Origin of the sequence: Methylobacterium sp. Leaf99, from assembly GCF_001422375.1 — a bacterium.
In the GTDB taxonomy this organism is placed as follows: domain Bacteria; phylum Pseudomonadota; class Alphaproteobacteria; order Rhizobiales; family Beijerinckiaceae; genus Methylobacterium.
Genome location: NZ_LMMU01000008.1, coordinates 90,485 through 104,797 on the forward strand (window position 1 = coordinate 90,485; position 14,313 = coordinate 104,797).

A 14,313-nucleotide genomic window follows, 5' to 3' on the forward strand; every position below is an offset into this window, starting at 1 on the left:
GGCGCCGACACTGAGGCGACACCGCGACGATCGCTCACGATTGTCGCGGTTTCTGCTGACATGGGTCCGGTCAAGGCGCAACCCGGCGCGGGGCCCGCAGGCGCCAGACGATGGCCGAGCGTTCGGCCGGATCGAAGGCGATGCGGTGGGACTTGCCGCGCAATTCGAATTTGTAGCCGAGCAGCAGGTCCTCGACCTCGACCGCGCCGTCGTCGGGCTGGCCGACGAGCCACAGGGGCACCTCGTAGGTGCATTCCTGGCGGTTCTTCGGATCGAGGTTGACCATGGTGAAGATGCAATTGTCGCCTTCCGGCGTGGTCTTGGCGTAGGCGATGATCTCGTCGTTGTACGCACCCGTGAAGACCACATTGCGGAAATCCCACAGGGCCGGATTGTCCTGGCGGATGCGGTTAAGCTTGATGATGTGCTCGCGGATGTTGCCGGGCCGGTCGTAGTCCCAGGCCTTCAGCTCGTATTTCTCGGAATTCAGATACTCTTCCTTGCCCGGATAGGGCGCGGCCTCGCACAGTTCGAAGCCGTTGTAGATGCCCCAGACGCTGGAGAGTGTCGCGGCGAGGGTGGCGCGCACGACGAAACCCGCCCGCCCGCTGGTCTGCAGGTAGATCGGGTTGATATCCGGCGTGTTCGCGAAGAAGTTCGGGCGGTAATACTCGCCCATCTCTCCCGCCAGTTCGGTCGAGTAGGCGATGAGGTCGGCCTTGGTGTCGCGCCAGGTGAAGTAGGTGTAGCTCTGCTGGTAGCCGGCCTTGGCGAGCTTCTTCATCATCTTCGGCCGGGTGAAGGCCTCAGCTAGGAAGATCACGTCGGGGTAGCGGCCGTTGACCTGCCCGATCATCCATTCCCAGAACGGAATCGGCTTGGTGTGCGGGTTGTCGACCCGGAAGATGCGGGCGCCGAGGGCGGCCCAGCCGAGCACGATGTCGCGCAGCTCGATCCACAGGGAGGGAAGCGCCCCGCCGTAGAAGTGGACGTTGGAAATGTCCTCGTACTTCTTCGGCGGGTTCTCGGCGAATTTCAGGGTGCCGTCGGGCCGCCACTCGAACCACTCCGGGTGGTCCTTGATCCAGGGGTGGTCGGGCGAGCACTGGATGGCGAAGTCGAGGGCGATCTCCATGCCGTAGGCATGGCTCGCCGCCACCAGCCGGCGGAAATCGTCCAGGGTGCCGAGGTCGGGATGCACCGCCTCGTGGCCGCCGTCCTCCGAGCCGACGGCGTAGACCGAGCCGACATCGCCTTCAAGCGCCTTGAGGGTGTTGTTCTTGCCCTTGCGGTTGGTCTTGCCGATGGGGTGGATCGGGGTGAAGTACAGAACGTCGAAGCCGAGTTCGCGGATCTCGGGCAGGCGCCGGATCACGTCGTCGAAGGTCCCGTGGCGGTTGACGTCCATGGACTGCGAGCGCGGGAAGATCTCGTACCAGGCCGAGAACCGGGCCGCGAGGCGGTCGGCGATGACCGGGACGTTCACGGGGTAGCGCGACAGGTTCACCCGCGGCGCGTAGCGGCGGACGAGGCGCGCGTTCTCAGGGATCAGCATGAGATTGAGCTGAGCCGCCGAGCCGGTGATCTCGGCATCGAGGGCGGTGGCGAGCGCCTTCAGCCGGTCGCGGTCGGCGCCCGCGGCCTCGTCGGTCGCATCGACCACGAAGGCGATGCCCTCCACCGTCTCCAGTTGGACGTCGACCCCGGCGTCGCGCTTCTTCAGGGTGTCGCGCATCCACGACGAGAACGCATCGCGCCACGCCCGAATGGTGAATTCGTAGCGGGCGTTGCGCTCCAGGGGGAAGTGTCCGCCCCAACGGTCGTTCTCGATGAACACCATCGGGTCGGAGGCCCAGATGTCCTCGCCGACGATGCGGGACAGGATTTCGGCATCGATGATCTCGTGGCCGTCGCTGAAGATGTCGGCCGTGACGTGGACGCTCTCGCCGACCACGCGCTTGACCGCCGAGCGGCCGCCGTCGATCTCGGGCGACACCGCCTCGATGACGACGCGGCCCTCGCCCGTCGGCGTGGTGAGCGGCGGCTCCTTCGTGACCGTTTCGCGGGAGGCACTGAGGATGCGGACCTCGCCCGGCTGCAGGTCGACGCTGATGCCGGGGGTGAACGCAATGGGGGCGACGTCCGGCGTGCGGTCGGTGAAGGTCCCGAGCATGCCGCCCGTGCGGGCGACGAGGGGAGCGGCGTCCACGGCCACCGGGACCGTGCCGGGGTTGTGGAGCACGAGCACGGCGCTGCGGGCCGAGGCGCCGTGGCCGGTGTCGAAGCGCAGGAGGGCGACGAACGCCGCGTCGGGTGCCGAGATGCGCGCCTGCGCGCCCTCGACGTTGGCCGCCGGGAGTTCGGCGCGCAGCTTATTGATGGCGGTGACGTAGGCCGAGATGTCGATGCCGGTGTCGGATTCGCGGGTCTCGGGCGTGGTCTCGACCACGTGCAAGCTCCTGGCGTAGCCCCACTCGTACCCGATGGGCATGAGCACGCCGGCGGAGAAGAAGGCCGCGAGTGCGTAGCGCGCCTTGAGGTGGCGTGCGATGGATTCGGCATCGCCGTCCAAGTCCGCCGCGAGGCGGGCCATGTCGTGGTTCTCGGGGAATGCGATGGAGGGGGCGACGACGCGCAGACGGTCGTACTGCTCCAGGGCCCAGGGAGCCTTGAGGTCCCACCAGGCGAAGCTGTTGAACAGGTAGTCGAACCCGGCGCCCGCCGTGGCCTGCGCCTCCTCGAAGGTGCAGCCGAGGGTCTCGGCGGCGAACAGGCATGTGGGCTCCACCGCCTTGGCCGCGCCGATGAGGTCGCGCCACACGGGGGCCGGCACCTTGTAGGCGGCGTCGCAGCGGAACCCGGCAACGCCGAGGTCCTGCAGGCGGTTGACGTAGCCCGACCACAGGGCGGTCAGCTCCGTGCGGCTCTTCTCCGTGTGATAGTCGAGTTCGGCGAGGTCACCCCACACCGTGCGCTTCGTCGGATCGTCGGGATCGACGGCGTAGGGGCTCTCGATCTCGCCGTCGGCGTTGCCGAGAAACAGGTCGGGCCGGTCGCGGGCGAGCGAGCCGTCGCGGGCGGTGTGGTTGACCACGAGGTCGGTCATGACGCTCAAGCCCTGGGCGCGGGCGGCGGCGCAGAACCGGCGGATCTGCTCGTCGTCGGACGTGCCGTTTTGGTCGCGGAACCGCTCGTCCAGGCGGTCGGTGTCGGCCACCGCGTAGAGGCTGCGCGAGCCGCCAGTCTGGTGGAACGGGTTGAGGTAGACCCAGTCGAACCCGAGGGCCGCGATGCGCGGCAGTTCGGCGGTCCAGGACGAGACCCGGCCGACGAGCAACGGGAACAAGTTGTAGATGCGCGGCCCCTCGGCGCGGGGCGCGAGGCCTTGGGGAAGCGGCACCACGCCGGCGTCGGTCCGCTGGGCGGTACTCGTTGCGGGGCTCGGTGCGTTCATGCGTGCTCCATTGGGTTCTTGTGTCTCGCACTATCCCTCCCCCTCAACGGGAGAGGGTGCCTGCGGAGCAGGCGGGAGAGGGGGCGACCTTCCCGGACAAGGCGCTGCCCCCCTCCCGGTCGCTCCGCGACCACCCTTCCCCGCATAGGGGGGAGGGTCGAACGGCCATCAGCGGGTCCGTTTCAGGACCGCGTAGGGCAGACGCGCGAACAGGCGGTCGAGTTCGATCCGTCCATCCTTCGCCTCGGCGGTGTCCCCCGTGACGAGGTCGGTCCAGGCGCTATCGGCCTGCACCGGCAGGTGGGTCCCGGCGAAGGCCGCGCCCGACCACACTCCGTCCCCGACGAGACCAGAGACGAGGCGCGGTACGGCGACCAGGAGGTCGCCTTCCCCGCTCGTCGCATCCGAACGTGTGAAGGCGATGACATGATCGGCTTTTCCGCCGGCCGGAACGACGGCCTGATAGTCGGCTTCGGCGTAGAAGGCCGGCCGCTCGGTCCGGTCGGCCAGCAGGCGGGCCAGGGTCGCCTGTTTGACCCGGCCGTCGCTCCAATGCGCCAGGAGATCGGGGACCGCGCCGCCCTCCTCAAGGGATCGGGCGAGCGCCGGATAGTCCACCGGGCGGCGATTGTCGGGATCGACGAACGAGAAATCCCAGAACTCCGTGCCCTGATAGGTGTCGGGCAGGCCCGGCAGGGTCGCCTTCAGCACCGTGCGGCCGAGACCCGCGATCATACCGAGATGGGCCAGGCGCTTGGCGAAGGGCCGCATCCGCGACAGGAACTCCGAGCCCGGGGCGATGAGCTTGGCGAAGAGCGCGTGGACGGCGCCCTCGTAGGATTCGTCGACGTTGACCCAGCTCGACCGGCGCTTCGATTCGCGCAGCGCCTTTTCGGAGTAGGCGTCGAGGCGGTGGCGGAAGTCCTCGACGGCCGCGGGCTCGTCCCGGTCCAGCAGTTCGAGGGGCCACGCGCCCAGGATCGCCTGAAAGAACATCCACTGGTCGTTGGAATCCGGCACGGCCTCGCCGTCGATGGTGGTGAGGTGCGGGCCGGCAAGCGCTTGCCATGCGGTCCAGGCCTCGGCCCAGTCACCGGGCATCTCCGAGAGGGCGAGCAGGCGCGAGCGGGCATCCTCGCCGCGCTTGGTGTCGTGCGTCGCCGTGGCGATCATGGCGTTGGGCCAGTCGCGGGCGCGGGCCGCCTGGAGGGCGTGGAAGTGTGCGGCGTCGATGCCGTACTCGCCCGGATCGCCGCCGACTTCGTTCAGCGCCAGCAGTTCCGAGAACCGGTAGAACAGGGTGTCCTCCAGGCTTTTGGCCATCACCGGGCCGGTGAGCTGCTGGAAGCGGCGGCGGAAGCGCAGGATCACCGCCGGGTCGGGGCGACCCGGTCCGGTGACGTCGATGCGGCCCAGCATGGCGTCGGCGGCGAAGTCGTGCACCGAACGGTCCGGCAGGGCGCTCCAGCGCTTCGCCTTCTTCACCGCATTCTCGATGAGGCGGACATCCTCGTCCTCGACGTCGCTCTCGTCGATGTCCCCCGGCAGGTAGCTGCGGTAGGTGGGAAAGCGCGCGATGATCTCGATGAGCGCCCGGCGGATGGCGTTGACGGAGAAGTCGCGGGTGCGCCGGTCGGCATCGGCCACGGCCTTGAGGTCCGAGGTCATCACCTCGAGCTCGGAGGCGAAGCTGATCTCCAGGATTTCGGCCTTCGCCGCGCGAAGCTGAAACTTGTAGGGCTCGTCGAAATGCGTGCGCGCCTCGTAGAGGTCGCGGATCGCTGTCTGCTTGCCCTTGTCGACCAGGATGCCGTCGAGCTGGTTCAGCACGTCGTAGCCGGTGGTGCCGGCGACGGGCCAAGGCCGCAGGCGCTCGCCGGGCTCGAGGATCTTCTCAACCACCACGTAGAAGCCGGGGCCGACGGCCGCTTGCAGCGCGCGGGCATAGCCCTGCGGATCGGCGAGACCGTCGATGTGGTCGATGCGAAGGCCGTCGATGCGGCCCTCGCGGATGTGGCGGAACACCGTCTCGTGCGAGCGCTGGAACACGTCGGACTTCTCGACGCGCAGGCCTGCCAGGCCGTTCACGTCGAAGAACCGGCGGTAGTTGATATCGCTCGCCGCCACCCGCCAATGGGCCAGCCGGTAGGATTGCTGCTCCAGCAGGCGGTGCAGGGGCCCGAAGCTGTCGGGATGTCCCTTGGCGCCATTCAGGAGTCGCAGGGTCCGTCCGATGGCCTCCGCGATGGCGGGCGAGGCGGCGACCGCCTCGACGAGGCGCTCCTTCAGGTCCTCGGCCTCGGCCGGGAAGGCCCGGCGACGCTCGTCATTGGTCTCCTCGCCCATGAGGCGAAGGCGCTCGGAGATGCCGAGCACTTCCAGAGCTGCCGCATCCTCGATGTCGCCGAGCGCCGCGAGGGAGCGGTTGAGGATGGTCGGATATTGCTGCGGGCAGATCGGGAATTCGTGCTCGTAGTGCCAGACGCTGAAGGCGCCTTTCTGCGGATCGAACTTCAGCTCTAGCGTGCCCCTCTCCAGGGCCTCGCCGTAGCGGTCGCCGAGGAACGGCACCACGAGCTTGTTGTTGGCGCCGAGCCTGGACCAGTCGATATCGAAGGCGTCCGCGTGGGGCGACAGGCCGCCCCATTCGAGGACCGACAGCCACCACGGATTGTCGGCGCCGCCGACGCCCATGTGGTTGGGTACGATGTCGAGCAGCAGCTTCAGCCCGGCCGCGTGCAGGGTCTCGGAGAAACGCACGAAGCCTTCCTCGCCGCCGAGCTCCGGGTTGATGGTGGCGTGGTCGACGATGTCGTAGCCGTGGGTCGAGCCCGGTCGCGCCTTCTGGATCGGCGAGGCGTAGACGTGGCTGATGCCGAGCTTGGCTAGATACGGGACGATTTTTTCCGCGTCCGCGAAGGTGAAGTCCTTGTGGAACTGCAGCCGGTAGGTGGCACGCGGCGGCGGCGAAGCGAGGCGTGCAGCGCCCGAGCGCGGCCCGCGCTCCTCGGCCGCCAGGGAGGCGGCGAGCTTGGCGAGCGGCCCGCCGGGGGCCGCGATGGCCTCCAGAGTCCGGTCGAGCTTGCGCCGCCAGTTCGGGTAGCCCTCCGTCGAGCCCGGCACGTTGGCCTGGGACAGTTCGGAGACCACGTCCTCGTACTGCACCGCGGTCAGCATCGACGGCGCACGGGCGAGGTAGCGCGCGGCGGCTTCGAGAGGCGCGGCCTCAGGCGGATCGTAGCTCGGCAGCAACTGCTCGGCGGCCAACGCCTCGGTGAGGCGGGTGCGCTCGTCGACGCGCTCGCGCCGCTCCGTGTCGGCCCGCTCGGAATCGTAGAGGCCCAGCGCTTGACGGGTGTCGGTGTCGACCCCGCGCCACCAGCCGAGGAAGGTCGGCAGGTCGTGGGTGGTGATGGCCGTGAGGGCCTCGCGTGGATAGGCGGCCGGCGGCTTGAAGCGGGCGCCGTCCTCGCGCTCGAAGGCGAGGATGCGGTAGCTCAAGATACCCGCCTGCATCAGGGCGTCGGAGAAGCCCGCGGGCGCCGTGCCGAGATCCTCGGCGATGACGAGGCACTTGGCGCGGTGGCTCTCCAGGCGCAGCACGGCCAGCATGGGCTCGAACGGCATGGCGACGTAGGCGCCGGCCTGCGCCGTGGCGCCCAGCGGGATCAGGAACAGGCGGGCGAGCTGGAAAGCGTGGTCGATGCGGATGGCGCCCGCATGGCGCATGTTCGCCTGGACCAGGGCGCGGAAGGCGGCGAGGCCGTCGCGCTCCATCTCCAGGGGGTGGAAGGCCGGCAGACCCCAGTCCTGGCCCTTGGGCGCGAGCAGGTCGGGCGGCGCGCCGATGGAGACGCCGTTGGCGAACCGCTCGGGGTGCGACCAGATCTCGGAGCCGCCGCGATCGGCGCCGACCGCAAGGTCGCGATAGAGGCCGAGACGCATGCCGGTGCCCAGCGCGATCTCGGACGCGTCCTCCAGCTGCCGGTCGGCGAGGTACTGTAGCCAGACGTGGTAGGTCACCGTCGCCGCGTGCTCGGCGGCGAAGGCCCGCACGGCGTCGGTGCCGTTGCGCCGGTACTCTTCCGGCCAGTCGCCGAGCCAGAGGGCGCCCTGCCCCTGGAAATGTTCGGCCAGCGCCTCGAAGGTGCCGTGCGCCTCCAGATCCGCGCCGCCTGCGATGCGGAAGGCGGCAAAGCGCGCATCGGTACCGTCACGGGCGGCGGATTCCTGCCACAGGGCGCGGAGCACCGGCGAGAGCACGCCCCAGATCCCGGCGTGGTCGACAAGCTTGGCCTCGCGCAGGGCCTCGACCCGTGCGCCCATGGAGGCGAGGAGGTCCGCGGCCTTCGACCCGACGAAGCCCGGAAGGACACCCGGCTCGATGAACAGGGTCTCGAGGAACAGGCGCGAGGACGGCGAGTACGGGGAGATCTTGGTGCGATCGCTGGCGAACAGCGCGTGCACGGGGCTGAGGCCCAGGAACGAAGCGCCGCGCAGGCCGGCGTCGCGGGCGGCGCGGCCCGCATCGGCGTAGGAGCCGATCCCGAGGTTGTCCGGCGAACGCAGGCCGTAGAGCTGGGCGGCGAGCCCCCAGTCGCGCGCACCCTCGTCGGCATAGGCACGCGGACGCCAGCAGCGCTGGGGGGCTGCGATGACCCAGGATTCGGCGCGCTGATCGCCTAGCGTCGCCGTCAGGCGATGATAGCCGGGCGTCAGGGGCGGCAGTTCGAAGCCGGCTTGCGCCGAGGCGGGAACGGCGAGACGGCCCTCGCGGGTATGGCCGCGCTCATCGACGAGACGCCACGCCAGGGTCCCGGCCGCCGACACCCTCAGGGGCACCCGCGCGGCGCGGCGCGCCTCGACGGGCAGCAGCGACGGGGTCAGTCCCTCGCGAACCTTCGCCACGAGGCTCAGACTCGCGGCAACCTCAGCTTCGTCGCCGACGGGGAAGCCGAGGGCGGCGATCATGCCGCGCCGGATCTCCAGGGCAGTCTCCACGGCTTGGCCGAAGGCGTCGGTATAGCCGGGGGCGACGCCCAGAAGATCGGCGAGGCGTTCGAGGTCGCAGCTCATCAGTTCACACCCGTCAGGAAGATGCCCGTCCAGGACGGGAGTTCGATGGTCTCGCCGGTCACGACGTCGGCCCCGTTGCACCAAACGATCTGGCCTCCGCCGCGCGGCGTCTGCAGGGGCGCATCGCCGAAATTGGCGACGAAGCGCAGCCACCCACCCTCGTAGCGCCAGGTGCAGTCCACGGCGTCGGCACGTGGCAGGGTAGCCTTCGCCCCCCGATACGCCGTCTTCGTCAGGGGTACGACGGTCTGATGCCGGATCTGCAGGAGGTTGCGGGTGTCGGCCCACACGCCGCGATGGGGGGCGCGTTCAACTTCCGCCCAGTCGATCTGCGAATCCGTGAAAGTCTTCGCCTCCGTCGGATCGGGAATCATCGACGTGTCGTCGGCGAACGCCGCGAAGCTCTTGAACTCGCGCCGGCGGCCTTCGCGCACAGCCTTGTTCAGCTCCGCGTCGGGCGCGAAATCGACGAAGAACAGGAACGGTGCGGTGGCCGACCATTCCTCGCCCATCCACAGCATGGGGATCTGCGGGCTGAGCAGGAGGCCGGCGCGGGCAAGGGCGAGCTTGGCCGGATCGGCGAGCGCGGTCAGGCGTTCGCCGAGCGCCCGGTTGCCGACCTGATCGTGGTTCTGCAGGAAGGTGACGAAGGCCGAGGGCGGCAGGTGGCCCGAGGGCTCGCCGCGCGGATGGTTGTCGAGGGTCGGGAACGGCTCGCCCTGATAGGCGAAGCCTTCCGCCAAGCACCGGGCCAGATGGGCCACCGGCTTGTCCGAGAAGCTCTCGTAGTACCCGGCCTCTTCGCCGGTCAGCAGCACGTGCCAGCAATGATGCAGGTCGTCGGCCCATTGCGCCGTGTGCTGGACGGGCTGACCGTCGTCCCTGCGTTCCAGCCACTTCGCCTCGTTGGCCTCGTTCTCGAGGACGAGGTGGATGTGGCGGCCGGGCAGGCGGGCGCGGATCGTCTCGGCGAGCTCACCGATGAAGTGCTTTTCGGAATCGTCAAGGATGGCGTGGACGGCGTCGAAGCGCAGGCCATCGAAGTGGTATTCCTCCAACCAGTACAGGGCGTTCTCGATGAAGAAGTCCCGCACGGTACGGCCGCTGGTCTCGCCGTCGAAGTTGATGCCGGCGCCCCACGGCGTCTGGTGGCGCTCGGTGAAGAACGTCTTGGCGTAAGCGTGCAGATAGTTTCCGGCGGGGCCGAAGTGATTGTAGACGGCGTCGAGGAACACCATCAGGCCGAGGGAATGCGCCTTGTCGACGAAGCGCTTGAGGTCGTCGGGGCGGCCGTAGGCGCTGTCCGGCGCGTAGGGTAGTACCCCGTCGTAGCCCCAGTTGCGGGTGCCCTTGAAGTCGGCGAGCGGCAGCAGCTCGATGGCGGTGACGCCGAGGTCGCGCAGTTCCTCGAGCTTGCCTTCGAGGGCGGCGTAGGTGCCCTCCGGCGTCGCGGTGCCGACATGCAATTCGTAGAGGATCGTTTCCTCCCACGGGCGGCCGGTCCAGGCGGAATCGTTCCAGTCGAAGCTGCGCGGATCGATCACCTCGCTCAGGCCCGACACGTCGTCGGGCTGGAAACGCGAGGCGGGGTCGGGCACCACGAGGTCGCCGTCGATCCGGTAGCCGTAGCGCGCCCCCGCCTCGACGCCCGGCACGGTCACACGCCGCCAGCCCTCGCCGGCCTCGGCGATCTCATGATCGGTCCCATCGACCACGAGGGTGACGGACTTCGCGGTGGGAGCCCACAGGGCGAACCGCACGCCGTCTTTTCCCGCCTCGCCGCCGAAGGCCATCACATGGGCTCGCCGCATCGCAGTCCGTCTTTCGTCATTACCTGAGGGGCGATCGGCGAGCGAAGCCGGCCGACCCTTCAGAAGGCTGTCGGCCGCGCTCTTGTTCCATCGTTTCGAGGTAAGGCGTCCCGCCGCGTCGGCAACCGCCCAGCTCGATAGATTTGTGCGATGCGGGATCTCCGGCCGGTCGCGACGCCGGTGCTACGATCGTCCGTAGGTCGCCGGCCGGGTCCGCAGGACGTAGAGCGCGCGGGCGTCGAGGCGCAGGCGGGCGCCGGCCGGGAACAGGGTCTGGCCCTCCGGAACCGTGCCCGTCGATCGCGTCGTGTCGAACACCAGGCTCCACGGCCCTCCGATCACGGGCGCGAAGGTGAAGTCGCACGGGTCTTCGGCGGCGTTGACGAGAATGAGGAGTCGGTCGGCGTTGGGCAGATCGTTGCCGATCTGCATGCCGAAGGCCTGGCGGGTTTCCTCGGCCCAGGCGTTCCCGTCCATCTCCGCCCCGCAGGGCGACAGCCAGTGCACGTCGCGCAACGGGCCGTCCTCGACGGCGCCGCCATCGAGGAAATCGCGTCGGCGCAGGGCCGGCTGTTCCCGGCGCAGGCGGGTCAGGTTGGCGACGAAGCTGCCGAGCGCCGGATCGGGATCGGTCTCCCAGTCGACCCAGTTCGTGGCGTTGTCCTGATTGTAGGCGTTGTTGTTGCCGCCCTGGCTGCGCGAGCGCTCGTCGCCCATCAGCAGCATCGGCACGCCCTGGGCCAGGACGATCGTGGTCAGGATGTTCCGCTTCTGGCGGGCGCGCATCCCGAGAATCGCGGGATCGTCGCTCGGCCCCTCGACGCCGTAATTGCGCGTGAGGTTGTGACCATGGCCGTCGCGGTTGTCCTCGCCGTTGGCGAGGTTGTGCTTGTCCTCGTAGGCGACGACGTCGGCCAGGGTGAACCCGTCGTGAGAGGCGGCGTAGTTGATGCTGGCCAGTGGCGTGCGGCCGGAGGCGGCGAAGATCTCGCGCGAGCCGGAGAGCCCCTGCGTGACCTTCGACAGCACGCCCCGGTCGCCGCGCCAGAACCCGCGCACGCTGTCGCGGAACTGATCGTTCCACTCGCTCCACCCACGCGGATAGGCGCCGAGCTGATAACCGCCCTGCCCGATGTCCCACGGCTCGGCGATCATCTTGACCCGCGACAGGACGGGGTCCTGCGCCACGGCCTGGAAGAAAGCGGCCTTCGCCGAGAAGTCGTGGGGGACGCGGCCGAGACTGGTGGCGAGGTCGAAGCGGAAGCCGGCGACCCCGTAGGCCGTCACCCAGTGGCGCAGGGAATCGAGGGTGAGCTGCATCACCCTCGGGTGGTCGAGGTCGAGGGTGTTGCCGCAGCCGGTGCAATCGAGCTCCCGGCGCGGATCATCCGGTTCGAGCTTGTAGTAGCTCGCATTGTCGATGCCCCGGAACGACAGGGTCGGGCCGGAATGATCGGCCTCGGCCGTGTGGTTGTAGACGACATCCAGGAACACTTCGATCTCGGCCGCCGCCAATTCGCGGATCGCCGCCTTGAGGCCGCCGATCCCGGCCGGGCCCCGGTAGCGCGGTTCGAGGGCAAAGTAGTTCAGCGGCGAGTAGCCCCAGAAGTTGACCAGCCCCTTGTCCCCGAGGAAGCGGTCGTCGGCAAAGGCCTGGATCGGCAGGAGCTGGAGGGCGGTGACGCCGAGCTTCAGCAGATGTTCGATGATGGCCGGATGGGCCAGGGCCGCGTAGGTGCCGCGCGCGGCCTCCGGGACGTCGGGGTGGAGCTGGGTCAGCGCCTTGACGTGCGCCTCGTAGATCACCGTCTGCGACAGGGGACGGTGCACGGGACTGACCGCGAGATCGGGCACCTCCGGCGCGGTGACCACGCCGCGCGGCATGTAGGCCGCGCTGTCGCGCCGGTCGATCTGATCCTCCCGCAGGATTCCGCGCCGGTGACCGTAGAGGGCGTCGTGCCAGCGGATGCGGCCCTGGATCTCGCGGGCATAGGGGTCGAGGACGAGCTTGGCCGGGTTGAAACGGTGACCATGGGCCGGGTCCCACCGGCCGTGGACGCGGTAGCCGTAGAGCTGACCGGGAAACACGCCGCGCAGGTGGCCGTGCCAGACATCGTCCGTGCGGCAGGGTAAGCGGATGCGGCGGGTCTCGTGGCGCTCGCCCGGCTCGAACAGGCAGAGATCCACGGCGGTGGCGTTCTGGGAGAACAGGGCGAAGTTGACGCCCCGGCCGTCGAAATGGGCCCCGAGCGGCGCGGGTACGCCGTCGTCGAGGCCGATCATGCTGTCAGTCACAGAGACGTCCGCGATAGGGAGAGCCACGCCGGCGACGGCCGCCCGGCATGGAGTCCTGCAAGGCTTATTCCGCCGCGGCCGCCGCGGAAACCTATTCCGCAGCCGCCGCTGCTCGCGGCGGCTCGCGCTCGACGGTGCGGAAGTTCTCCAGCTCCGTCATGAAGTTGCGCGCCCACCAGTCGACGTCTTCGCGCGTCATGCGCTCGAGCATCGGCTTCCAGCGTTCCAGGCGTTCGCCCCGCGGCATGTAGAGCGCCGTGCGGATGGCCTCGGCCACTTCGAAGCGGTCGTAGGGATTGACCAGGAGCGCCTCCGGCAACTGCCGCGCCGCGCCGGCGAACTTCGACAGGACGAGGACGCCGGGGTCCTCGTCGGACTGGGCGACGACGTATTCCTTTGCGACAAGGTTCATGCCGTCGCGCATGGGCGTCACGAGGCCGACGCGGGCGGCACGGTAGAGCCCAGCTAGGACGGGCCGGGGATAGGCCTTGGTGACGTACTGGATCGGGGTCCAGTTCGGCTCGCCCAAGCTGCCGTTGATCTCGCCCACGGTCTCGTTCACCTCGCGGCTGAGCTCCTCGTACTCGGGAACCTCCGTCCGGGATTTCGGCGTGATCTGGATGTAGACGACGTTGCCGCGCTGGTCCGGGTTCGAGGCGAAGAAACGCTCCACCGCCTCCATGCGCTCGGGCACGCCCTTGGAATAGTCGAGGCGATCGACGCCGATGAGGAGCTTGCGGGTGCGCAGGCCCGCCATGGTCTCGCGCACGGTCCGGTTGGCACCGGCATTCTCCGCCGCTTCCTTGAAGCCCGCCACGTCGATGCCGATGGGGAAGCTGCGGATGCGGGTACGGCGCCCGTCCACCATCAGGGAGCCGCCGCCCAGCGGAATGGCGCGCAGCTCGTCGATGAGATTGCGGGTGAGGTTGTGAACGTCCGGATCGGTCTGGAGGCCGATGAGGTCGTAGTCAGCGATGCCGCGCAGGAGGTCGTTGCTCGCCGGCAGGGTGTTGAACACGTCCGCCGCCGGCCACGGAATGTGGTGGAAATAGCCGATGGGGTTGGCGATGCCGAGGCCGCGCAGCTCGGAGGCCAGCGGCAGCAGGTGATAATCGTGCACCCAGATGATGTCGTCGGGCTGGATCAGGTCGGCGAGGGCCCGGGCGAAGATCCGGTTGACGCGCTGATAGCCGGCGTAATCCGAGCGCGAGAAGGCGCCGAGCCCGAGCCGGTAATGCATGATCGGCCACAGGGCACGGTTGGCGAAGCCGCTGTAATATTCCCGGTGGTCCTGGGGCGAGAGATCGACGACGGCGTACTGGACCCGGCCCCGATCGATGAGGGTCGGCTCCGTGGAGGGATTCTCCACGACGTTGCCGCTCCAGCCGAACCACAACCCCTCATAGGCCGTGAAGGCCTCCTTGACCGCGACGGCGAGACCGCCGGCCGCAACGGCTTTGCCACCATCCTCGGGGATTGCGACGCGGTTCGATACGATGACGAGACGTGCCACGTAAGCCGGCTCCGGTCCTCAGGGCGCGGCGCGGGAATCGCGCGCGCTCAGACTGATACAGTGGGTGAACGCGCGGAAGCCGAGCGCGATCCGTTGGTTGCAGCCAAGCGCGTTAAGACTATCCCGGTCAAGGGGCGCCCGTGCCCGCCTCACGGCAAAATACG

General features: G+C 68.9%; 5 protein-coding genes. All 5 read right to left on the bottom strand.

Translation table 11 applies throughout. From position 1 onward, the window contains the following. Positions 1-70: 70 nt before the first annotated feature. Complete coding sequence (locus ASF28_RS15460; RefSeq protein WP_056094444.1) at positions 71-3,454, bottom strand: maltotransferase domain-containing protein; 3,384 nt, start codon at positions 3,452-3,454, stop codon at positions 71-73. Positions 3,455-3,622: 168 nt separating this feature from the next. Beyond that, entirely contained in the window at positions 3,623-8,530 is a 4,908-nt protein-coding gene (locus ASF28_RS15465) for a malto-oligosyltrehalose synthase (protein WP_056094447.1), read from the bottom strand. Then, the gene (gene treZ / locus ASF28_RS15470) at positions 8,530-10,341 is read right to left on the bottom strand and encodes a malto-oligosyltrehalose trehalohydrolase (RefSeq protein WP_056094448.1); all 1,812 of its coding nucleotides are present in this window, start codon (positions 10,339-10,341) and stop codon (positions 8,530-8,532) included. Before treZ ends, ASF28_RS15465 begins: the two co-directional genes overlap by 1 nt. Positions 10,342-10,524: 183 nt before the next feature. Further along, on the bottom strand, positions 10,525-12,624 hold the full coding sequence (glgX, locus tag ASF28_RS15475; protein ID WP_056094450.1) for a glycogen debranching protein GlgX: 2,100 nt from the start codon (positions 12,622-12,624) through the stop codon (positions 10,525-10,527). A gap of 103 nt (positions 12,625-12,727) precedes the next feature. After that, complete coding sequence (locus ASF28_RS15480; protein WP_056094453.1) at positions 12,728-14,149, bottom strand: alpha,alpha-trehalose-phosphate synthase (UDP-forming); 1,422 nt, start codon at positions 14,147-14,149, stop codon at positions 12,728-12,730. Positions 14,150-14,313 lie beyond the last annotated feature (164 nt).

Excerpts from the sequence above, each read along its gene's own strand:
- ASF28_RS15460 (WP_056094444.1), bottom strand. The coding sequence starts at position 3,454 with ATGAACGCACCGAGCCCCGCAACGAGTACCGCCCAGCGGACCGACGCC.
- ASF28_RS15465 (WP_056094447.1), bottom strand. The coding sequence starts at position 8,530 with ATGAGCTGCGACCTCGAACGCCTCGCCGATCTTCTGGGCGTCGCCCCC.
- treZ (WP_056094448.1), bottom strand. The coding sequence starts at position 10,341 with ATGCGGCGAGCCCATGTGATGGCCTTCGGCGGCGAGGCGGGAAAAGAC.
- glgX (WP_056094450.1), bottom strand. The coding sequence starts at position 12,624 with ATGATCGGCCTCGACGACGGCGTACCCGCGCCGCTCGGGGCCCATTTC.